General features: G+C 68.8%; 19 protein-coding genes and 1 tRNA gene. 10 read left to right on the top strand and 10 right to left on the bottom strand.

What is annotated here, in order from left to right:
• Positions 1-3 precede the first annotated feature (3 nt).
• Both FKO37_RS05430 and FKO37_RS05425 read left to right on the top strand, forming a co-directional pair.
• Positions 4-2,754 (top strand): FtsK/SpoIIIE domain-containing protein, encoded by a 2,751-nt coding sequence (locus tag FKO37_RS05430; protein ID WP_238603881.1) that lies wholly within the window; start codon positions 4-6, stop codon positions 2,752-2,754.
• Positions 2,751-3,122: a hypothetical protein gene (locus FKO37_RS05425; RefSeq protein ID WP_037808549.1), complete on the top strand. Its 372-nt coding sequence runs from the start codon at positions 2,751-2,753 to the stop codon at positions 3,120-3,122. The genes FKO37_RS05430 and FKO37_RS05425 overlap by 4 nt, the downstream gene beginning before the upstream one ends.
• Before the next feature lie 371 nt (positions 3,123-3,493).
• On the opposite strand, the gene FKO37_RS05420 is transcribed toward FKO37_RS05425, so the two are convergent.
• Complete coding sequence (locus FKO37_RS05420) at positions 3,494-5,995, bottom strand: endonuclease/exonuclease/phosphatase family protein (protein ID WP_308196513.1); 2,502 nt, start codon at positions 5,993-5,995, stop codon at positions 3,494-3,496.
• Positions 5,996-6,120: 125 nt separating this feature from the next.
• On the opposite strand from FKO37_RS05420, the gene FKO37_RS05415 reads away from it, so the two are divergent.
• Entirely contained in the window at positions 6,121-7,137 is a 1,017-nt protein-coding gene (locus tag FKO37_RS05415; RefSeq protein WP_134662093.1) for a CapA family protein, read from the top strand.
• A 377-nt stretch (positions 7,138-7,514) separates the two neighbouring features.
• Here the strand turns inward: FKO37_RS05415 and FKO37_RS05410 are convergent, their stop codons facing one another.
• Positions 7,515-8,222, bottom strand: a complete 708-nt coding sequence (locus FKO37_RS05410) for an alpha/beta fold hydrolase (RefSeq protein ID WP_238603880.1) — start codon at positions 8,220-8,222, stop codon at positions 7,515-7,517.
• A 94-nt stretch (positions 8,223-8,316) separates the two neighbouring features.
• On the opposite strand from FKO37_RS05410, the gene FKO37_RS05405 reads away from it, so the two are divergent.
• Positions 8,317-8,880: a TetR/AcrR family transcriptional regulator gene (locus FKO37_RS05405; protein ID WP_238603879.1), complete on the top strand. Its 564-nt coding sequence runs from the start codon at positions 8,317-8,319 to the stop codon at positions 8,878-8,880.
• Positions 8,881-8,884: 4 nt separating this feature from the next.
• Here FKO37_RS05405 and FKO37_RS05400 read toward each other — a convergent pair whose 3' ends face one another.
• Positions 8,885-9,811 carry a TauD/TfdA family dioxygenase gene (locus FKO37_RS05400; protein ID WP_238603878.1) on the bottom strand — a complete coding sequence of 309 codons (927 nt, stop codon included), beginning with the start codon at positions 9,809-9,811 and terminating at the stop codon, positions 8,885-8,887.
• 325 nt (positions 9,812-10,136) lie between these two features.
• Between FKO37_RS05400 and FKO37_RS05395 the strand changes: the two genes are divergently transcribed.
• Both FKO37_RS05395 and FKO37_RS05390 read left to right on the top strand, forming a co-directional pair.
• Positions 10,137-10,430: a hypothetical protein gene (locus FKO37_RS05395; RefSeq protein WP_037808560.1), complete on the top strand. Its 294-nt coding sequence runs from the start codon at positions 10,137-10,139 to the stop codon at positions 10,428-10,430.
• Positions 10,430-10,999: a hypothetical protein gene (locus FKO37_RS05390; protein WP_037808561.1), complete on the top strand. Its 570-nt coding sequence runs from the start codon at positions 10,430-10,432 to the stop codon at positions 10,997-10,999. The genes FKO37_RS05395 and FKO37_RS05390 overlap by 1 nt, the downstream gene beginning before the upstream one ends.
• On the opposite strand, the gene FKO37_RS05385 is transcribed toward FKO37_RS05390, so the two are convergent.
• From FKO37_RS05385 to FKO37_RS05365, 5 genes are all read right to left on the bottom strand, one after another.
• The gene (locus tag FKO37_RS05385; protein ID WP_238603877.1) at positions 10,996-11,790 is read right to left on the bottom strand and encodes an SAM-dependent methyltransferase; all 795 of its coding nucleotides are present in this window, start codon (positions 11,788-11,790) and stop codon (positions 10,996-10,998) included. The genes FKO37_RS05390 and FKO37_RS05385 overlap by 4 nt on opposite strands.
• Before the next feature lie 9 nt (positions 11,791-11,799).
• A complete protein-coding gene (locus tag FKO37_RS05380; protein ID WP_238603876.1) occupies positions 11,800-12,123 on the bottom strand; it encodes a hypothetical protein in 324 nt (107 codons plus the stop codon).
• 90 nt (positions 12,124-12,213) lie between these two features.
• Positions 12,214-12,300: transfer RNA gene (locus FKO37_RS05375), tRNA-Ser, on the bottom strand.
• Positions 12,301-12,343: 43 nt separating this feature from the next.
• Entirely contained in the window at positions 12,344-12,784 is a 441-nt protein-coding gene (locus FKO37_RS05370) for a nucleoside deaminase (RefSeq protein WP_037716091.1), read from the bottom strand.
• Positions 12,785-12,807: 23 nt separating this feature from the next.
• Positions 12,808-13,290 (bottom strand): tRNA adenosine deaminase-associated protein, encoded by a 483-nt coding sequence (locus tag FKO37_RS05365; RefSeq protein ID WP_037354362.1) that lies wholly within the window; start codon positions 13,288-13,290, stop codon positions 12,808-12,810.
• A gap of 76 nt (positions 13,291-13,366) precedes the next feature.
• On the opposite strand from FKO37_RS05365, the gene FKO37_RS05360 reads away from it, so the two are divergent.
• A complete protein-coding gene (locus tag FKO37_RS05360) occupies positions 13,367-14,596 on the top strand; it encodes a M20 family metallopeptidase (RefSeq protein ID WP_238603875.1) in 1,230 nt (409 codons plus the stop codon).
• A gap of 373 nt (positions 14,597-14,969) precedes the next feature.
• Entirely contained in the window at positions 14,970-15,872 is a 903-nt protein-coding gene (locus FKO37_RS05355) for a dihydrodipicolinate synthase family protein (protein ID WP_037808572.1), read from the top strand.
• Between the two features lie 4 nt (positions 15,873-15,876).
• Here the strand turns inward: FKO37_RS05355 and FKO37_RS05350 are convergent, their stop codons facing one another.
• On the bottom strand, positions 15,877-16,842 hold the full coding sequence (locus tag FKO37_RS05350) for an RNA polymerase subunit sigma-70 (RefSeq protein WP_238603874.1): 966 nt from the start codon (positions 16,840-16,842) through the stop codon (positions 15,877-15,879).
• A 210-nt stretch (positions 16,843-17,052) separates the two neighbouring features.
• On the opposite strand from FKO37_RS05350, the gene lysA reads away from it, so the two are divergent.
• The gene (gene lysA / locus FKO37_RS05345; protein WP_238603873.1) at positions 17,053-18,387 is read left to right on the top strand and encodes a diaminopimelate decarboxylase; all 1,335 of its coding nucleotides are present in this window, start codon (positions 17,053-17,055) and stop codon (positions 18,385-18,387) included.
• On the opposite strand, the gene FKO37_RS05340 is transcribed toward lysA, so the two are convergent.
• Positions 18,384-19,910 (bottom strand): APC family permease, encoded by a 1,527-nt coding sequence (locus FKO37_RS05340; protein WP_238603872.1) that lies wholly within the window; start codon positions 19,908-19,910, stop codon positions 18,384-18,386. The genes lysA and FKO37_RS05340 overlap by 4 nt on opposite strands.
• Before the next feature lie 180 nt (positions 19,911-20,090).
• Between FKO37_RS05340 and FKO37_RS05335 the strand changes: the two genes are divergently transcribed.
• Positions 20,091-20,588, top strand: a complete 498-nt coding sequence (locus tag FKO37_RS05335) for an Lrp/AsnC family transcriptional regulator (RefSeq protein WP_009084674.1) — start codon at positions 20,091-20,093, stop codon at positions 20,586-20,588.
• Positions 20,589-20,767: the final 179 nt, after the last annotated feature.

Below are 20,767 nucleotides of genomic sequence, written 5' to 3'. Positions count from 1 at the left end.
GAGATGGCCAGCAAGTCAGCCGAGCAACGCAACCGTGTGCAAACCGCCCTCGACCGGGTCCGGCACCAGATCGGGCTCGTGCTCGGGGCCGCGGCGGGCGCGCGCGAAATGGCCGAGGCCGAGGTGGCGCGGCTGACGCTGGAACAGGAGATCGTCCGGGTCGGCATGGACCACGCCGATCCGGCGCAGCAGACGGAGTGGGCCCGGCATCCGGCGGCGCACGAGGTGTTCGCCGCGCTCGGCGGCACCCGCGCCGCCTTCTACACCGACTGGAGCGCCGGTCCCGGCGAACTGCGCGACCTCGTCGCCGCGCACGCGCCGGGCCCGGCCGGGCGGCCGCCGAGCGAATGGCTCGGCCGCGTCGGCACGAATCCCGGCGTCACCGCGCCCGGGCTGTGGCGGGTCGGTTCGGCCACCGCGGCCGGACGCGACATCTCGCGCACGTTCGATGTCGCCGTGCCGCTGCTGGACGAATCCCACCTGGCCATCACGTCCGCGCCGAAAACGCGGCCGGTGGTGGACGGGATCGTGCAGGGCCTGCTGATGCGCGTGCTGTCGGCGTTCGAGCCCGGCGCGGTGAAAATCCACCTGTGGGACGTCGGGCAGCTCACCGCGATCCTGCCGGACCTGTACCCGCTCAGCCGCACCAGCGCGCTGTCGCTGTACGACCCGACACGACTGGAGGACCTGCTCGACGAACTCGCCGGGCACATCCGCCGGATCCACGCCACCGGCATGCAGGCGGGCCACACCTCGTTGCGGGAACTGCGAAAAGCCACCAACCAGCGGTTGGAGCCGTACCGGATCGCGGTGCTGTACGGCAACGGCGAAACCCTCGACGCGGAACGCGCGCGCGACCTCAAACGCGTGGCCAGCGGCGCGCTCGCGGCGGGGATCTGCCTGATCCTGGTCGACGTGCCCACCGCGGTGAGCGCGTCGATCGAAACGCTGAGCCTGCTGGACGAACGCCGCGCGGTCAGCAGCATGACCGGCAGCGACCTGGTCGTTGACCTGGATCCGCCGATGCCGTCCGGGCAGGTCATCCGCGCGGCGAACCGCATCGCCGAAGCACTGATCTCGAAGCAGGGCGGCCCACGGTCGTTCGCCGATCTGATGCCCGCCGAGATCGGCCAGGAAAGCTCCGCGCGGGAACTGCGCGCGCCGATCGGGTTCCACGAGGGCGAAGCCGTCGAAGTCGTGATCGGCGACGCGAGCCCGCACGCGCTCATCGGCGGCCCGAGCGGTTCCGGGAAAACGAACTTCCTGTACGCGTTGCTGGGCAGTCTCGCCGCGCGCTACACGCCGGACGAACTGGCGTTGTACCTGCTGGACTTCAAGGAAGGCGTCTCGTTCGCCGGTCTCGCGCCTGGGCGTAAGGACTCCAGCTGGCTGCCGCACGCGAAACTGGTGGGCGTCAACGTCAACACCGACCGCGAATTCGGGTTGGCACTGCTGCGTTTCCTCGCCGACGAACTGCGCCGCCGTTCCGCCGCGGCCAAGGAACACGAGGTCACGAACCTGGCCGACCTGCGGGAACAGGATCCGGGCGGACACTGGCCGCGGATCGTCGCGGTGATCGACGAGTTCCAGTACCTCTTCGCCGGACGCGACCAGGTCACCGCACAGGCCACGCAATTGCTCGAAGACATCGCCCGGCGCGGGCGTTCGCAAGGCATCCACCTGGTGCTGGCGAGCCAGGACGTCGCCGGGATCGAAGCGTTTTGGGGCAAACCCGCAGTCTTCGAGCAGTGCACGCTGCGCATCGCGATGCCGAAGGCGCGCCGGGTCCTCGCGGAAACGAACAACGCGGCCGTATCCGCACCCAAGTGGCACGCGGTGATCAACCACGATTCCGGTGTCGCACACGGAAACCAGCTCGCACACGTGCCGGATGCGAGCAGTCGCAACGTTTTCGTGAACCTGCAGCAAAAGCTGTGGGAACTCTACGCTGGCCGCTTCACCCGGCCACGCCTGTTCGACGGTGCGCATTCGCCGGTGCTGGAACAGTTCCCGGCCTATGTGGAACTCAAGCCGAGCCCCCAGCCGCGAGCGATCCTCGGCCAGTCGATCGACGTCACCGAAGCCGCTTGCGGTGTCGAACTCCCCCGGGTACCCGGCCGGAACATCGCCGTGCTCGGCGGCGCGACCGCGGAGGCGTTGTCCATTATGGACTCCGCCGCTCGATCGCTTTCCCGGCAAATGGAACTCGGACAGGTCGAGTTTCTGTTGCATTGCCCCATCGTGGCCAGTTCCCCGGCAGTGTTGGACTTGAAGAGCCGCCTGGAAGCCGAGGGGCACATCGCGACGCTCACCGAAGACCTTTCCACTGAGCTTGAATCGATCGTCGAATCGCTTTCCACGACGACGCCGCGCATCCTGCTGCTGTACGGCGTGGACGCCGCGTTGCCTTCGTTGGAGGCAAAGGCCGTTGGACAGCTGAAGAGCGGCCTCGACCATCTGCGCACACTGCTGAAAAACGGCCCCGCGCATGGCGTGCACACCATCGGCTGGTGGCGCAGCACCGCGCGACTCAAGGACACCCTCGGCTTCGGCGGCACGGACGACATCGGCACCTGGGCCGCCCTGGACGTTCAAGGGAATGATTTGTCACCGTTCGCCGCGGGCCAGGTCGTGCATTGGTCGCCCCGTCCGGGCCGAGCGTTGTTCTTCGACCGCACCACGCACGGGGCGCCGGAAGTCATCATCCCGTTCCAGCGCCCAGAAACCGAGCCGACCGCGGGAGGCACGCCGTGACCGAGGGAACCACCAGCCCCGCAATGCGGTACAAGGAAATCGTCGGCCTAGCCCGCGGTTCGGCAGACAGCCTGCGCGCGTGGGAACTGGCGCGAGCGGACGAAATCGAACGCCAACTGGCGGACGCACACGCGGCGGTGGCTGCCGCGCAGGATCGGGAGGAGAAAACCCGGGAGCGCGCCAACCGGTGGTGGAAGATGGCGCTGCACAACGTTTCGAGGCTGAGTTTTGTGGAGGCGCTGGACGACCCGCAGCCGGTGACTACTGCTCGGCCGCAGTATTTGGACCGGTATTTGGAAGAGGTCAAGCCGAGTTATCAGGAACTGGTACAGGCGGTGCTGGGGCTTGGCTGGCGGGCGAAGCGTTAAGCCGCAAGGGGTTGGTGCCCTTGGCTGGTGAAAGGCCGGGGGGTGTTCAGCTTCGACTGAAACCCAATCGGCCAGTCCGTTCTCCGGGCCAGAGTCGGGACGGCTCGGCTAGCTTCAAACGGCGTGGGAGGCGCGCCACTCACGGTCCGGATCACCAGGTCGACCCCGAAGTCAGGAGGTCGGCTTGGGGCCGCGTGCAGCCACCCCAGGAGGTGTCGCACGCTAGGCCAGTTCACTGTGACGGTGAAGACCTTAGCGGCAAGAGCGCTGCCCCAGGATCTTCCCAAGATCGCCGAAGCTCTCCATCCACCCAGCCAAAAAACCGTGAGGGGAACCCTGACGGAACCAGGACTCCCCTCACAGCCAACTACCTACGCCGTCCGGTGGAACCACCGGTCAAGCTGGTCCAGCACATCATTCGCGAAATCCGCGAACGGATTCCCCGCCGAAGGCCGGAACCGCACCACCTGCGGGTCATGATCGCTAGCCTGGTCAGCGAACTCCGCATTCACATGCACCACGTCATAATCCACCCCACGCGGTGCCGCCGACGCCAGAATATGGTCCAGCACCTGCGACTGACCCTCGTACACATAGCTGTACCGCTCAGCCGGCGGCAGTGTCGAGATCAGGTCCTTCAACAACCCGCCCGACGTCAGCTTCGCCAGCGCGGGCGAGAACTGGTAGTCGTTCAGGTCACCGGCCACCACGACGTTCGCCCGCGGGTCCGCGTTCAGCAGTTGCGAGACGAACCCCTGCAGCACCGTCGCCTGCTTCTGCCGCTGCACCTCGGAGCTGCGCGTCGGCGGCTGGTAGCGGCCGTGTGTCGGCTGGTCGCCGCCCTTGGAGTTGAAGTGGTTGGCCAGCACGAAAACCGTGCGTCCGCGGAACACGAACTCGCCCGCCAGCGGCTTGCGGCTGTCCTCCCACGCGTCGTTGCCCGGGTCGACCCGGCCCGGCGACTGCGTCAGGTGCGCCTTGCCGTGGTCGGAAACCACGCCGACCGAAGACGTCGGGCTGCCGCCCGGACGATCCACAAAGGACACTCGCGACGGGTTGAACAGGAAGCCGACGCGGATGTTGCCGCCCGGTTGTCCGCCGTCCTCGTCGTTCACCGGGTCGATCTGCCGCCACTGGTACTGCGGGCCGCCGGCGGCGACGATCGCGTCGGTGAACTTCTTCAGCGTCGCGTCGGCGTCGACGGTTCCGTCGTCCGTCGCACCGCTGTTGTCCTGGATTTCTTCCAGGGTAACGATGTCCGGCGTCGCGAGGTTGTCGACGATGCCGTGCGCGAGCTGCGCGTACTTGGTGTCCGAATCGGACGGTGCGAGGTTCTCGACGTTGTACGTCGCCACCGCGAGCTCGCCCGGACGCTGCTTGCGCGTGGTTTCCTTCTGCAGCTTGTTGTCCTTGGCCGCACCCAGCTTCGACGCGAACAGCGTGTACCCGCCGAAGTTGCTGTATTCCACCGGACCGGAGGTGACGCCGGTGAGCACGTCGCCGGTGTTGACCTTCGGCGTCGCCTGCTGCGCGGCAGGAATGATCGACTGTACCTTCAGCACACCGGTGTTGATCTTGTCGTAGCCGAGGTAAACCGTGCCGCCGCGCGGAGTCGGGTTCTGCTGCGGCTTCGTGGTCACGTAAAGCTCGCCGTACTTGTTGCTCGGGCCGACCACGCGCGCGTCGGAGACCTGGACGATCTCGCTTTCGTGCGATTCCCAGAAGTCCAGCGCGTACTTCGACGGTTCGAGCGGCAACGGCTCGATGTTGCCGCCCGCGTTGGGAGCCAGCACATCCGGCACCTGGTCCGGCGTCAGCACGGTCGGGGCGGGCAGCGGGTTGCCCGAGGAGCCGACCGTCCACTGTGCACTCGTCAGCTCGGTGAGCGACTGGTAGTTCGAGGTCGCGGGCGCGTCCGGGTAGTACTCCTTGACCTTGCCCTGCGCGGTGACCGCGTCGCCGACCGCCACCGCCGGGGTCGTCGATCCGGTGAACACGAATAGGCCCTCGCTGGTGCGCGGGTCGCTGTCGGGATGCGGGTCGGTGATCCAGAACCCGCGCGCCGAGCCGAAGCTCCGCACCGCGGTGACGACGCCGGTGACGTCCTCGACCTGCTTGTCCTTGAACGGCGAAATCCGCGTCGTGCCCTGGATGTCGTGGATCTTCGCCGGAACACCCGGTTCGCCCGGCTGCGTACCGGTGGTCTCGCCCTTGGTGTTGGTAGGCGTCGGGTCGCCGACGGCGAAGTCCGCACTGTTGTCGTCGGTGTCGGCGAGCGTCGCGGCACGCGCGACCGAGGTCGTGTTCGACGCCGCGGCGGCCGGGTTTCCTTCGCGGACAACGGCATCGCCGAAGCCGACGAGGTCCTTGACGTGGCTGTCCGCCAAGCAATCCGCAGCGGACTTGCAGGTCAGCGGCGCGCTGTCGGACACGAGCGCGACCGTCCCCGCGGTCGCGGACATCGCGATGCCCCCGGTCGCGTCGGGCGTCGGCAGCGCGATCGTGCCGCCGTTCCCCTTCCCCTCCGCGACGAGGTAGCGGCCCTTCGGCGCGACGGACCCGGCGAGCGGCGTGACCTGCCACTTGCTCGACGCGCTTGCCGAAGAGGGCAGGTACTGGACGCTGTACCCGTCGAGCGCGACCGGCGCGCCGCCGTAGTTGGCCAGCTCGATGAAGTCGTTGGTCAGCGTGGCGCCGGAATTGCCGCCACCGCCGTAGACCTCGGCGATCAGGGCGTCCGCGCTTGGCGCCGCCGAAGCGGGCGCGGCCAGTCCGCCCAGCGCGAGAGCAGCTGCGGAGACGGCAACCGCGCCTCTGGTCAGTCTTGCCCCACCGGCGCTGCGGCCCCCGGCGGGACGACGGGATATGGTCACCCTGAGTCCCCTCTGCATGTCAACGGTCGAGGCATCGTCCCCCGAACAAGCGAAGCAGAGGAAGACGAAAGGGCAACGATTCGTAACGAGCTGGAGGGATTTCCTCCTTTGGACGGGTTGACGCAATGATCACGCTCGTACTCGGCGGAGACGTCAACCTGCAGGGCCGCGCGAAGCCGGAAACGGCGTTCGACCCGTTGACCTCGCTGCTCACCGGCGCCGACGTGCGGTTCGTGAATCTCGAAGGACCGCTGTCCGGCTCGACCGGTATGGACATCCCGCACAAACCGAACTGGCGGCACTCGCCGCCGGAGATGGTCGCCGCGCTGACCGCCGCCGAGATCGACGTCGTGTCCGTCGCCAACAACGTCACCTACCCGCCGGCCGCGGCGATGGCGAGCCTCGCCGTGCTGGACCGCGCCGGAATCGCGCATTGCGGCGCGGGCTCGAACCTCGCCGAGGCGCACGCGCCGGCGGTCCTCGAACGACCCGGCGGCCGGATCGCGTTCCTCGCCTACACGTCGCTGTGCTGGCCCGTCGGGCAGGAAGCGACGGAGGACTCGCCGGGTGTCGCCGCGGCGGGCGCTTACACGTCGTACCAACCGGATCCGCGCGTCCTGGACGTCCCCGGCCGCCCGCCGATCGTGCACACCACGCCGGTCCGCCGCGACCTGGAACTGCTGCTCGCCGACATCCGCCGCGCCCGCGCCGAGGCCGACCATGTCGTGGTGTCGATGCACTGGGGCCTCCCCGGCGACGAGCTGGCCGAATACCAGGTGACCTACGCACACGCGATCATCGACGCCGGCGCCGACCTGGTCGTCGGGCACGGACCGCACACAGTGCAGCCAGCCGAGGTGTATCGCGGCCGCCCGATCCTCTACAGCCTCGGCAACCTCGTCTTCGACTGGCCCGCCATGCGGGACCGCCACCGCGACGGCCTGCTCGCCGGCTGCGTCGTCGGCGAGCAGATGCGGGTCGAATTAGTGCCGATCCGCCGCGACGAAGACAACGAATGCGTACCGTTGACGGGAGACGACGCCGACACGGCACTGCAGCGGTTCGTGGAGCTGTCCGCTCGCCGCGGCACCAAGGTGACAGTCAGTGACGGCTTCGCAACAGTCGAAGGACTTCGCGGCTAGACCGCTGGTCCCGCCGTCACCCGGACGGCGCATCTGCCTTAAATGCAGCTCAAGCCCGGGGTCGACTGGTACCGGGCGGGAGTACCTTACCGATGAGCGCGGAAACTGTGGCCCAGACCACTTTCGGGCCGCCCCGCCGCTCACGGGTAGCACCTCGCGGGGGAGGCGACACGGTCACGTGGGGGTTGACCGTCGTCGAGTGCGCAGGTGTCACCACCCGGGAAAACAGCCGCGGGCGCGGGACTTTCCGCTTCGCCCGCGACCGCGGCTCCACGGATTTGCCCCGGGGAAGCCTCGCGAGTGGCGAGGCGCCGCCTTGACCGCGCGGGGGAGCGCGGGAGGGGGAGGAAGGCGGCCCGCCTCGCCACTCGCGAGCATTAACCGCTGACGAGGGCCGTCGCGACGCCGTCGACCGCCCGCGCGCAACTCTCGCCGTGGGTGAGCGGCAGGTAGTGGCCCGCCCCCGGCACGATCTGCAGCGCCCCGTCCTGGCACGCAGCCAAAAACCGCCGCTCGCCGAGACGGAAGTGGTCGTGGCGGCCGTTCAGCAGCAGTACCCGCCCCGGGTACCGGGCGAGGTCGGCGAGCGGGTCCATCCCGGCGGCCGCCTCCATCACATCAGGGATGACTTCGGAGGCGATTCCCGCGGCGATGACCGGCTCGGCGACTTCCGCGGGGAGCACCCGGCGGAGGAGCCACGCGCTGAAGGAAGCGCCGTCGTCCGCGGCAGTCGCCAGCCCACGGCGCGCGAACCGGAATCCGCCGCGCAGCACCGAACTCGGCGGGAGCGAACATCCAGCTCCCACCAGGGAAACGACCCGCTCCGGATGCCGGGCCGCGGTCGCGATCGAGACGTAGCCGCCGAGCGAATGGCCCACCAGAACCGCGCGGCCGCCGACCTCGTCGATGGCTTCGGCGACCGCGTCGACCGCCACGTCGAGAGTGAACTTCTCCCCGCGCCGCGTGCCGTGCCCAGGCAGGTCCGGCGCGGCGACTCGGCCGCGGGCCAGGCGTTTCTGCTGCTGCCAGCACGCCCCGGACAACCGGATGCCGTGCACGAAAACCACCGGGAGCACGTCGCTCATGTCTCCGCCTTCCACCCAGGAATGCAACGGACCGTTGCATTGCACCGGTCTATCAAATGCAACGCACCGTTGCAAATCTGGCTAGGATCGAGCCATGGACCGGACCGCCACCCGCCCGCGCAAGGCGGACGCCATCTTCTCCGCGACCCTCGCGCTGCTGGCCGAACGCGGGTACGACGCACTGACGATCGAAGCGGTCGCCGCGCGGGCCGGGGTGCACAAAACGACGATCTATCGCACGTGGGCGACCAAGGACGAGGTCCTCGCCGACGCGCTCGTGCAGGCCCCGGAACTCGCCTTCGCGATTCCCGACACCGGTTCCCTTCGCGGCGATCTCCTCGAACTGGCGAAGCAGATCGACCGCCTGCTGTCCGATCCGGCGAACCGGCGCGTCATCACGGCCGTCGTCTCCGCGCTGCCGGACCGGCCTGCCACCGCCGAGGCCGCCGGACGGTTCTTCGCCGACCGCCTCGGCCGCGAGCAGGCCGTCTTCGACCGGGCGCACGACCGAGGCGAACTCGCCGACGCCGCGGATTCGGAGATGATCATGGATCTGCTGGGCGGAAACCTCTGGTTCCACACCCTGATCCGGGCGAAATCCGCCGACGCCGCCTATCTCGAGCGACTTGTCGACACCGTGCTCACCGGGGTGTCGTGAGCGGTCAGTACGGCCGGTCCCCGACGATCGCGACGCGCTCGGCGACCCGGACGTGCGGGTGGTAGTCGTTGACCGCGTAGTGCTGGGTCGCGCGGTTGTCCCAGAACGCCACCGAATCCGGCTCCCAGCGGAACCGCACCTGGAACTCCGGCGTGTGCGCCTGGAGGAACAGATACCGCAGCAGCCGGTCGCTTTCGGCGCGGTCGAGGCCGGTGATGTGCGTGGTGAACGCCTGGTTCACGAACAACGTCCGCCGTCCGGTCTCCGGATGGGTCCGCACCACCGGGTGCTCGACCGGCGGGTACGCGTCCTGCCACTGGGCCAGCAGGTCCGGGTCGGTGAACCGGTCGAAACCGGGGACGAAATCGTGCACCGCGGTGAGGCCGTCGATCCGCTCGCGGACGTCGGCGGGCAGGTTGTCGTAGGCGGCGGCCATGTCGGCCCACATCGTGTCGCCGCCGATCGGCGGGACCTCGACCAGCCGCAACACCGAACCGAGCGCCGGATTCGGCCGCCAGGTGACGTCGGTGTGCCAGATGTTTTCGTACCCGGGCATCCCGGCGGTGCGGGTGAACCGCACGACCTGATCGGAATCTCCGCGTGCGATGAACGGGTTGGTCTCCAGTTCTCCCCAGTTCGCGGCGAACGCGCGCTGCTGCTGCGACGTGATCCGCTGGTCGCGGAAGAACAGCACCTTCCACTCCAGCAACGCGCGGTTCAGCTCGGCACGCAACCGCGGCGACACGGGTGCGCCGAGGTCCACTCCGGAGATTTCCGCACCGATCACCCGTCCGAGCGGACGCAGGGTGAAAAGCTCGTAGGGACGTTCTTCGACACCGTCCGGAAGGCGGCGCAACACGCGCGGTCCTTCGAGGATCCCGTCGTCCGGGGTGACGGACGAGCGCAGGCGGGCAGGCAGGTCTACAGACATGGGGGTACTCCCGGAAGAATAGGTGAATTCGGCTACAGCAGCGGAAAATCGCCTACGCGGGAGGAGAGCCGAGACGACCGCGACGCCTCAGGAGAGCGGCCACGCCCTCGCCGTCCGACCGCGCCGGGGCACGGCCGGCTTGCGGCACTACCCGGTTCTCTGGCATGACTCCAATTCTGGCCGGGTTCGGTTGCGTGGGTCAAGGATCTCCACGATGTGGAATCGTCGCACGCCCGGCCGAGTGACCCGGGCGGCCTCGATGGGGTTAGATCTCTGGAGAGGGTGACGGGCCGCGGTTCGCGCTCTCCCGGAAGCGGAGGTCCCGATGGCAGGTTCGACGAGCGAGCGGCTCAACGCCGCCGCGGACGCGCTCGATCGAGCGGCTGCCGACGCAGACCGTGCCGCGGGCCGGTTCGCCGAAGCCCGTCTCGAATCGACGCCGTGGGGAATTTCCGCGCCCGCGCGGGAAATCGCCGCCCGGTGGGAGGCCGCGCTCGCCGCGCGGGACGTCGACGCGCGCATGCTCGGCGACGCGACGTCCGACCTCGCCGGCCAGTTGCGGATGGCCGCCCGCGGTCACCACCACCGCCCGACGATCGCGACGGCGCTGCTGAGTTGATGCCGTTCCTCCACCCGGCGCTGGAAAACGCGGCCGCCGGGCTGGCTTCCTTGAGTGCCGCGGCCGCCGCGATCGGCGCACCGGACCCGGTCGCCGCGCTGCGCCAGATCGACTGTTCCCCGCAGACGATCCGCGAATCCGCGCGCACGCTGTCGGGCGGCCGCGACGTGTTGGTGATGGCCCGGCTGGAGTTCGAACGCGGGGCGCACAGCGCGGAACGCAAATGGGGCGGAGAACCGGCCGCGCAGTTCCGGGGCAGCGCCGACGAACTGGACGCGCACTACCGGCAGGCCGCCGAAGCCGCCGCGCGGACAGCGTCGGTCGGCCTGGATCTGGCGGATTTGCTTGACCGGCTAGCAGATCAGACGGCGGCGCGGGTCATGCTGATCGCCGAAGGAGTGACCCCAGCGGCCGTCGCGCTGCTGGCGGGCGACCGATCCGCGGAGCCGGCGGTGCGGGAGGCATGCGGGACCATCGCGGAAGCGGTCGCGCGCGGCGTCGCAACCATAGGAGAGGCAACGACTTTCCTCGACGCTTTCGGCACACCGGTGTTGCAGGAAGAGAATTAACGGGTCGCGGTCACGAATCCGCCGCGCGTGTGGTGCAGCGGCTCGCGTCCATATTGGACGGAAAGTTCCGCGACCGTAACGGTTTCCGGCCGCCAGCCGTGCTCGGCGAGCCACTTCGGAGCGTCCCCCGCGAGACCGCCGCGCCAAAGCGCCGTCACCTCGCTGCCGAATTGACGCGCCCGCTCCAGCAGCCCGTCCTGATCACCGTCCGGCCGGTGTTCGAACGAAACCCGGCTGCCCGGCGCGGACAGCTCGGTGACTGCCGTGAGCATCCGCTCCGCCTCGTCCCGGCTGAGGTAGACGAGGAGCCCCTCAGCGAGCCAGACGGTCGGCTGATCCGGGTCGAATCCGTTGTTTTTCAAGGCAGCGACCCAGTCGTCGCGCAGATCCACCGGAACCGTCGTGCGCTGGCATCGAGGCCGCGCACCTTTTTCGGACAGCACGGTTTCCTTGAACGCGAGCACGTCGGGCAGGTCGACCTCGAACACGCGCGCCCCGTCGGGCCAGTCGAGCCGGAACGCGCGAGCATCGAGACCGGCCGCGAGAAGCACCGTCTGGGTCCCGCCGGAAACGAAGTCGTCAAAGAACCTGGTGCGGATCGCGACCTGGTGCGCGAAGACCATCCCCAGCTCGTGGTGACGTTCCCGGCCCTCGAAGATCGCGCGGCCGGCGTGGAAGAACGCGCCCGCGTAGGGATCGTCGAACAGCCGATCCGGCCGCCCGCTCTCCAACGCCCGAAGCCCAGCAACCCCAACCGCGGTCTTGCCGACCGGCGGAAGCTCCTCGCTCATGCGTCCACGCTACTGCGGCATCGCCGCTTTGACGGCCGCGACCAGCTCCCGCACCTTCTTCCGGTCTGAGGAGCTGTAGTAGAACGTGCACAGATCGGCCTTGTCGCCGCCGGAAGCCGGGTTCTCGATCACCGCCGTCGACGCGCCGGTCACCTTGAACTTGAGACACCCCGGGCTGAACGCGCCGGGTTCGGTGTTGCTGACCCCGCTGATCCGGCTGACGGTGAAGCTGTGCTTCTTGTCCGCGCCGAACAGGCCGTCTTTGATCGCGGCCTTGATCGTCACCTGCTTGCCGCTGAACGTGAGCGAACGACGCCGGGCATAGATGTACAAAGCGCCACCTCCGGTGCGGGGACCAGCTACCGGAGGGTCAAACGAACGAACCCCGGCCGGAGTGCCCGGTCGGGGTTCGTTCGTGAAGAGCGGTGGCGGTGGGATTTGAACCCACGGACGGGATTAACCGTCACACGATTTCGAGTCGTGCTCCTTCGGCCGCTCGGACACGCCACCGCCGAGAACAATACCGGACCCTCTTCGCGGCTTGCGGCGGGGTCTACTCGGCCCCCAGCCGGCGGTCCGCGAAGTACGCCTCGAGCAGGGCCGCACAGTCGCTTTCGAGCACCCCGCCGTGGACTTCCGGCCGGTGGTTGAGGCGGCGGTCGCGCACGACGTCCCACAGCGACGACACCGCGCCCGTCTTGGGCTCCCAGGCCCCGAACACCAGCCTGGCGACGCGGGCGAGCACGAGCGCGCCTGCGCACATCGTGCAGGGCTCCAGCGTGACCGCGAGCGTGCAGCCCTCCAGCCGCCAGCCGTCGCCGAACTCGCGGGCCGCCGCGCGCAGCGCGAGGATCTCCGCGTGCGCGGTGGGGTCAGCCAGCTCGACCCGCGCGTTGCGAGCCGCGGCCAGGGGGCGCCCGTCGGGGTCGAAGACGACCGCGCCGATGGGCACGTCGGCACCGGGGGCGCGGGCCGCGTCCAGCGCGGCCCGCACGGCCTCGGTGTCGTCCGGCCGTCTCAGAGCTGGTCCAGCAGTTTCGAGAACTCGGCCTCGAACCCGCACCGCTGGGCGATCATCTGGAGCTGTTCGTCCGGGTAGAGGTCGACCTCCCCGACGATCACCTCCAGTTCGCCGCCGGGCAGGCCGAGGTCGGCCAGGATCTCGAGGTCGCCCTCGGGCCAGACGGCGTCGTCGTCCTCGTCGGGCGGGTCGACGCGCAGGACGTCGAGGACGTCCGCCGCGATGTCGTAGTCGAGCGCCGCGGCGGCGTCCGACAGCAGCAGCGACGGACCCCTCGGGCTCGGCCGGACGATCACGAAGAACTCGTCGTCGACGGCCAGCAGGCCGAACGCCGCCCCGGTCGACCGGAGCTTGCCCAGCTCGGTGATCGCCGCATCCAGTTCTGTGAGCGCCGAGGAATCGAGCGCACTGCACCGCCACCGACCGTCTTCACGGACCACAGCTATCGCGAAGCCCGTGACCGGCTCTTGCACCGCCATGCGCACACCGTATTCCGCCTCGCTGGCGAACGCACGCACGGTGCGCCCGAAGCGTGCGAGGTGCCACTATCGAGCCATGACCGGACCCACCGACCTCCCCACCCTGCCCGGCAACCGGCACGCCGGGCTGCTCGACGCCGCGCGGCAGCTCCAGGACCGCACTGTCGAGCTTCGCCGCGCTGTGCACCGGCATCCCGAACAGGGCTTGCAGCTGCCGCGCACCCAGGCGGCGATCCGCGCCGCGCTCGCCGACCTGCCGATCGAACTCACCGACGGCCGCTCCACGACGTCGCTCACCGGCGTCCTGCGCGGCGCCCGTCCCGGCCCGGCCGTGCTCCTGCGGGCGGACATGGACGCGCTGCCGCTCACCGAGGACACCGGCCTGGAGTTCTCGTCCGAGAACGACGGTTCGATGCACGCCTGCGGACACGACACGCACGTCGCGATGCTCGCCTCTGCGGCGCGGCTGCTGTCCGAGCGGGTCGACGACCTGGCCGGCTCGGTCGTGTTCATGTTCCAGCCCGGCGAGGAGGGCATGCACGGCGCGCGGCACATGATCCACGAGGGAGTGCTGGACGCGGCGGGCACGCGCGTCACGCGAGCCTTCGGCCTGCACACGATCGCCAACAGCCCGAGCGGCGTCCTGCAGGTGCGCGGCGGGCCGATGATGGCGTCGGCCGACACGTTCAGCGTCGAGGTCACCGGCCGCGGCGGCCACGGCTCCGCCCCGCACGACGCGATCGACCCCGTCCCCGCCGCGGCGGCGATGGTCAGCGCGATCCAGACGATGGTCACGCGCCGGATCAGCGTCTTCGACCCGGCGGTGGTCTCGGTGACCCGCATCCAGGCCGGGACGACGACGAACATCATCCCCGAGACGGCGGTGCTCGAGGGGACCATTCGCACCCTGTCGGAGTCGACGCGGTCCTTCATCCGCGAGGAACTGCCGAAGGTGTGCGAGGCGGTCGGAGCGGCCCACGGCTGCCGCGTGTCGGCCGGCGTGGACCCGGGCTACCCGACGACGGTCAACGACCCGGCAGTGGCGGCCGAGGTGTTGTCGCTGGGTGCGGAGGTGCTGGGCGAGGACAACGTCGAGGAGCTGACCACGCCGATCATGGGCGCGGAAGACTTCTCGTATGTCCTGCAACGGATTCCGGGCGCGTTCGCGTTCATCGGCGCCCGCGAGCCGGGAGCGGACCCGGCGACCACCGAGGACAACCACTCGAACCGGGTGAAGTTCCACGAACCGGCGATGGCCGCCGGGGTGGCCATGTACACGGCGTTCGCATTGGACGCTCTGCGCTGAGGGTTCCGGCACGCCCCTCTCGCTGGGGCGTGCCGACTCAGGCTGCTTGCGCGAGGAAGACGAACTCGCGTTCTGTCGGGGCTTGCCGGAACGTGTACGTGATGCGAGATGAGGCGAGCGGCAGCCGCACGTCGGCGACCTCGACTCGTTGCTCCACCGACCTGACCCCGACACCTCGCGGGTGCGCAGCGGCAGGTTCCAGGTTCCCCACGCGCGGTAATCCGGTCGTCGGCCAGCGATACCTAGCTTTGCCAGGCCAGACCGCCCTTCAGCGCCGATCTAGGACGCATATCCCAAAGATCAGGACGATCGTCCTGGCTACTCGTGTTACCCTCCGACTGTCGAGACATCATATATCAGATCGGATCTGCTCGTGGCGTTCGAGAAACAGCGACAGCGGCTCGCCGGCGTGGTGGCGATCCCGGTGACTCCCTTCACCGCGGCCGGGGACGTGGACGCCGAGACGTACGAGCGGCTAGTCGAACGGCTCGTGCTGAGCGGCATCGAGGTCGTCACGCCGAACGGCAACACCGGCGAGTTCTACGCGCTCGAAGAGCAAGAAACGCGACAGTGTCTCGAAGTCACCACGAAGGCCGCGCGCGAGGCGAGCGTCCTCGCAGGCGTCGGCCATGACGTGCGTACAGCCGTGAAGGCCGCGAAGCACGCGCGCGCATCCGGAGCGGACATGGTGATGATCCACCAGCCCGTGCACCCGTACGTATCGCGCGCGGGCTGGATCGACTACCACCGCGCTATCGCGAACGAAGTGCCCGAACTCGGGGTTGTCCTGTACGTGCGCAACCCCGCCATCGAGGGTGCGGACCTGGCACAGCTCGCCGACGTCGCGCCGAACGTAATCGGCGTGAAGTACGCGGTGCCGGATCCGGTGCGCTTCCGCACCGTCGCGCGCGACGCGGGGTACGAGCGCTTCGTGTGGATCGCCGGTCTCGCCGAACTGTCCGCCCCTGGGTACTTCGCAGTCGGCGCGACGGGCTTCACCTCCGGCTTGGTGAACGTCGCGCCGCAGATCTCGCTCGACCTGTTCCGCCGTCTCCGCAACCACGACTTCGACGGCGCGATGGAGATCTGGGACCGCATCCGTCCGTTCGAGGAGATGCGCGCCGCACACGGAAACGCCAACAACGTCAGCGTGGTCAAGGACGCCCTCTCGCAACTCAGCCTGTGCCGCCCCGACGTACGGCCGCCGAGCAGGCTGCTGACCGCGGGCGAACGGGACCAGCTGTTCGGAATCCTGTCCGCGTGGGGGCTTTCGTAACGTCTCAGGCGAGCGTTGGCGGGAGGTCGAAAGCCGGGAAGACTTCCGAGCCGAAGGTGGTCACCTCCGCGACACGGCCGCCGTCGAGCCGCAGCGTCACCAGGCCGAAGGCCCGGAACTCGCCGACCGTGCGCGCGTACGTGGCGAGCGCGGGCAGACCGTTCGCGCGGGTCTCGACAACACGGAACTCGGCAGCGTCGCCACCACGCAACGCCGGCGCCCAGCCCGCGAGCACCGCGTCCCGCCCCGCGTACCAAGTCGGCTCCGACCCCATGTGCCCGCCAGCGCCGGGAGCGTGACTGCAACGCACGTCTTCGCGCAGCAGTTCAGCGAAGGCCGCTTCGTCGTGCTCTACGAGCGCCTTGACGTACTTCGCGACAACAGCGCGTTCCTCATCGCTCCCGGACGCAGACGCCCACTCCGTACGTCGCGTAGGCAGGTGCTCCTGCAACTCGGCCCGCGCGCGCAACACATTGCTGTTCACCGACGCAGGCGTCGTACCGAGCGCTGAAGCCGTCTCACGCGCGGACCAGCCGAGGACGTCGCGAAGCACCAACGCAGCCCGCTGTCGCGGCGAAAGATGCTGAATGGCGGCGAGGAACGCCAACTCCACCGTCTCAAGCGCGACGACGACAGTGTCCGGCTGAAGCGCACTGTCGGGCGCAGGCTGCAGCCAGGGAACCGCGACGTCGGGACGCGGCGCGAGGTCGGAGTCGTGCGCAACCGGCAGATCGAGCATCGGCAGCTCGCGCGGGTGTGCTTCGAGGTGATCGAGACACGCGTTGGTCGCGATCCGGTACAGCCACGCCCGCAGGCTCGCGCGGCCCGCGTACGTCGAACGGCCGCGCCACGCGCGCAGCATAGTCTCCTGGACCAGGTCTTCCGCCTCGTCGAACGAGCCCAGCATCCGGTAGCAGTGCACCCGCAGCTCGTGCCGGTACGACTCGGTCTCGCTCGCGAAGTCCGTCATCTGTTCAACCATGTCCGATAAGACGGCCGGGCACCCGAAAACTCAGCAAAGCCCAGCTCAACCGGGGTGTGGCGGAAGTTACTCGCGCGTTAAGAACCCGTCAGCACGACCGCCCGGACCGTCAGGGGCCCGTTTCCGGGACGTTCCGGTCCGGGGTCGGCGCAGTGTGCTGGCGATGTTCGCCGCGATCGACACCGACCGGAGGTAACCGTGACGCTCAGCGAGCTGCTCCCGAGTCTCGGCTGCGAGGCCGCCGACCATCTGGAACCGGGACTCTGGCCGCAAGGCACGAAGCTCGGCGAAGGCGGTGAACTGCTCTTCGCCGGCGCCCCCGTCAGCCACCTCGCCGCGCGCTTCGGTACGCCCGCCTACCTCCTCGACGAGGAGCAGGTGCGCGAAACGGCCCGCGCATACCGCCGTGCGCTGCCGGAGGCCGACGTCGCCTTCGCGAGCAAGGCGCTCTGTACGCGAGCAGTGTTGCGTTGGGTCGCTGAAGAAGGACTGTCGCTCGACACGTGCTCCGCGGGAGAGATCGCCGTCGCGCGCGCTGTCGGTTTTCCCGCGGAGCGCATTCTGTTGCACGGCAACGCGAAGACCCCTGAAGACCTGAAAGCCGCGCTGCAGTACGGCGTCGGTCGCATCGTCCTCGACTCTCTCGACGAAGTCGAACAGCTCGGCGCGCTCGCGCATGGCGCACAACGCGTCCTTATCCGCGTCACGCCCGGCGTCAGCGGCGACACGCACGCCGCGATCACGACCGGCACCGAAGGACAGAAGTTCGGCTTCTCGCTACGCCCCGACGTACGCGACAACGTCGAACGCGCTGTCGCAGCAGTGCTTTCGCAGCCGAGCCTGCAACTGACCGGACTGCACTGCCACATCGGCTCGCAAGTGTCCCGTGTGGACCGTTACGAGGAAGCCGCGCGACGGATGGTCGAAGTGCTCGTCCGCATCCGCGACCAGTACGGAATCACGTTGCGCGACTTGGATCTCGGCGGCGGCCACGCGGTGCCGTACGCCGACCGCGAAGCGTCCTTCGACCTCGACGGGTACGCACGCCGCCTCCGCGTCGCACTGAGCTACGAATGCTCATCACACGACTTCCCTTTGCCACGCCTGACAATCGAGCCCGGGCGCGCGATCGTCGGACCAGCCGGAATCACCGTCTACCGCGTGTGCGCCGTGAAGCGCGGCGCACGCACCTTCGTCGCTGTCGACGGCGGCATGAGCGACAACCCCCGCCCCGCGCTGTACGGCGCGCGCTACACCGCGCGTCTCGTCGGCCGTCGCACGAAGGCCGCGCGTACGCCGATGACGGTGGTCGGACGACACTGCGAGTCCGGCGACGTACTGGCGGACGTCTGTCTGCCCGACGACATCCACGTCGGCGATCTGTTGGCCGTGCCGTGCACCGGCGCGTACCACCACTCGCTGGCATCGAACTACAACCTCGTCGGCCGCCCACCGCTCGTCGGCGTCCGCGACGGGCACGCGACGCTCCTCGTACGCCGCGAAACCGAAGAAGACCTGCTTCGCCGCTGCTAGCTTTCGATGGTCTGACCGCCGCGGGCAACGGCGCCGCGCGTCAGGCGTCGCCCGGCGAAGAAGTCACGGCAGGCGCGTTGCACGGCGAACATCAACGGAAAGCCCACAAGGATCGCCACGACACCGATCACCGCGACGCCGCCGATGCCGAACACAGTGGTCTCTCCAGCGTCAGGCTTCGCGTACGCGATCGCCGCGAGCACCAGTACCGCCAGGAAGAACACGCCGCCTACCAAGGGTAGTAAGCCGCGAAGCAGGAAATTGCGCACGCTCGACCACAGTGTCCGACGAAACACCCACACGCACGCGAGCGCCGTCACCGTGAACTCGATCGCGATCGTGAGCCCGACCGCGTCGACCGAATCCGCGAGCACGTTCCGGCTCCACAACGCCAGCAGCACGTACAAGGCGAGCGACACCAGCCCGAACGCCCAGGTGGTCACCGACGGCGTCTGGTACTTCGGATGCACGCGGCCGAACACCTTGGGCAGCGCGCCGTGGCTGGCCATCGACAGCGTGGTGCGCGCGGCGGGCATGATCGTCGCCTGGCTCGTGGCCGCGCCGCTGGTCAGCACCGACACGATCAGCAGCACCCCCATGACCTTGCCGAACCCGGACGTCCCGAACACCGCACCGCCCAGCCCGGCGAGCACGTCCTCGGCGTTCGCCTCGTTGGCCAGCCCGATCCCGTGCTCGCCGACGCCCGCGAAAGCCAGCGCAGCGACGGTCACCAGCAGGTAGTTGAGCACCAGCAGCACGGTCGACAGGATCGCCGCCCGGCCCGGCGCGTGCCGGGGATCAGCCGATTCCTCGTTCACCGAAAGCGAACTTTCCCAGCCCCAGTAGATGAAGACCGCGAGCAGCACCGCCGACACCGCCGTCCCGACGCTCACTCCGCTCGGCCACAGCCAGTCCCACCGCGGCGTGGTCGCTTGCGGGCCCGCAGTGCCGCTGTAGACGCGCGTGAGCGCTACGACGGAAAAGATCACCAGGACGGCGAGTTCGATGCCGAGGAGGATCCACTGCGCCCGCGCGGACACCTCGATGCCGCGGTAGCAGAGCCAGCAGAGCGCGAGCAGCCACGCGCACCCGATCGCGGTCGTCACCGCGCGGTTGTTCGCGAGGTCGTCTAGACCAAACAGCAGCAGCGTGTACCGGCCGGTCAGCGCGGATTGACTGGACATCACCAGCAACTGCTCCACCAGGACGACCCAGCCGGTCATCCAGCCCACGCGGCTGCCGAACGCGCGAGTGGCCCAGGTGAAGTTGGTGCCGCAATCGGGTTCGGCCGCATTCAGTTCCCGGAAGGCAAAAGCGACGAACAGCACCGGCACGAACGACAGGAGCACGAACGCGGCGGCTTTGAACCCCGTTCCGGCGAGCACGATGAACCCGAGCGTCGCGGCGATCGAGTAGGCCGGGGCGGTCGAAGACATCCCGATCACCGTCGAGGACACCATGCCCAGCGCGTTCGAACGGAGCCCCTTGGCCGGCACCACAGGCGCGGCGACGGCTTCGGTCATTGGAATATTCCTCCTCAAGATCGGCGGTTCGCGACCGTACCCGCTGTTTGCCGGAGCCGGAACGGGGCCCGCATGTCCGCCATCTGGAGAAGAAAACGGGAAAGGGTCTCCTGCTCTCCGGCTCCTGCCGATACGCTGCGCGTCTGACGAATCACATGCCGAAACACAGGGAGGGACGGCATGGGTGACGAAAACCGTACGAAAATCGAGGAACCGCGTGCTCCGAGAGCGCTAGACGGGACCGACCGGACGCTCATCACGCTGTTACAGGAAGACGGCAGGGCGTCCTTCACCGCACTGGCCAAGGCGGTGGGTCTTTCGGAGGGCGCGGTGCGGCAGCGAGTACAACGGCTGCTGCGAGAGGAAATGGTGCAGATAGTCGCCGTGACCTCGCCAGAACACGTCGACCTGACCCGAAGGGCGATGGTCGGCATCACGGTGGACGGAGACGCCCGCGAAGTGGCCCAGCAACTGGCCAAGGTCGCCGACGTACACCAGGTGGCCCTCTGCTCAGGCCGCTTCGACCTGCTGGCAGAACTGCTCTGCCGCGACGACGACCACCTCCTGTCCGTACTCGGCGACGAGGTACGGCCCATCGCGGGCGTCGTCTCGACGGAGCTGTTCGTGTACCTGAAGCTCGCGAAACAGGACTATTCGTGGGGACGGCTCACCGCCTGATCCACGGTTTCGCGGCTGGGTGCTGGGCTGGGTTTCGCGGCTGGGTCCGCGGTCGGGTTTCGCGGCTGGGTGCTGGCTAGGTTCATGGGCTGGCGTGCTCAGGCTGAGTTCTCGGTGGGGTTCTCGGTCTGAGGTGCCGCTCACGCCTCCGGCGCGGCGGCGACTGGGCCAGACGCCGA

The organism is Amycolatopsis sp. Poz14 (assembly GCF_006704225.1).
GTDB lineage: Bacteria > Actinomycetota > Actinomycetes > Mycobacteriales > Pseudonocardiaceae > Amycolatopsis > Amycolatopsis nivea.
This window is presented reverse-complemented; position numbering and strand designations above follow the sequence as displayed.

Bases quoted from the DNA above. Each gene is read 5' to 3' on its own strand.
- FKO37_RS05430 (WP_238603881.1), top strand. From the start codon at position 4: ATGGCCAGCAAGTCAGCCGAGCAACGCAACCGTGTGCAAACCGCCCTC.
- FKO37_RS05415 (WP_134662093.1), top strand. From the start codon at position 6,121: ATGATCACGCTCGTACTCGGCGGAGACGTCAACCTGCAGGGCCGCGCG.
- FKO37_RS05410 (WP_238603880.1), bottom strand. From the start codon at position 8,222: ATGAGCGACGTGCTCCCGGTGGTTTTCGTGCACGGCATCCGGTTGTCC.
- FKO37_RS05405 (WP_238603879.1), top strand. From the start codon at position 8,317: ATGGACCGGACCGCCACCCGCCCGCGCAAGGCGGACGCCATCTTCTCC.
- FKO37_RS05400 (WP_238603878.1), bottom strand. From the start codon at position 9,811: ATGTCTGTAGACCTGCCTGCCCGCCTGCGCTCGTCCGTCACCCCGGAC.
- FKO37_RS05395 (WP_037808560.1), top strand. From the start codon at position 10,137: ATGGCAGGTTCGACGAGCGAGCGGCTCAACGCCGCCGCGGACGCGCTC.
- FKO37_RS05390 (WP_037808561.1), top strand. From the start codon at position 10,430: ATGCCGTTCCTCCACCCGGCGCTGGAAAACGCGGCCGCCGGGCTGGCT.
- FKO37_RS05385 (WP_238603877.1), bottom strand. From the start codon at position 11,790: ATGAGCGAGGAGCTTCCGCCGGTCGGCAAGACCGCGGTTGGGGTTGCT.
- FKO37_RS05365 (WP_037354362.1), bottom strand. From the start codon at position 13,290: ATGGCGGTGCAAGAGCCGGTCACGGGCTTCGCGATAGCTGTGGTCCGT.
- FKO37_RS05360 (WP_238603875.1), top strand. From the start codon at position 13,367: ATGACCGGACCCACCGACCTCCCCACCCTGCCCGGCAACCGGCACGCC.
- FKO37_RS05350 (WP_238603874.1), bottom strand. From the start codon at position 16,842: ATGACGGACTTCGCGAGCGAGACCGAGTCGTACCGGCACGAGCTGCGG.
- FKO37_RS05340 (WP_238603872.1), bottom strand. From the start codon at position 19,910: ATGACCGAAGCCGTCGCCGCGCCTGTGGTGCCGGCCAAGGGGCTCCGT.
- FKO37_RS05335 (WP_009084674.1), top strand. From the start codon at position 20,091: ATGGGTGACGAAAACCGTACGAAAATCGAGGAACCGCGTGCTCCGAGA.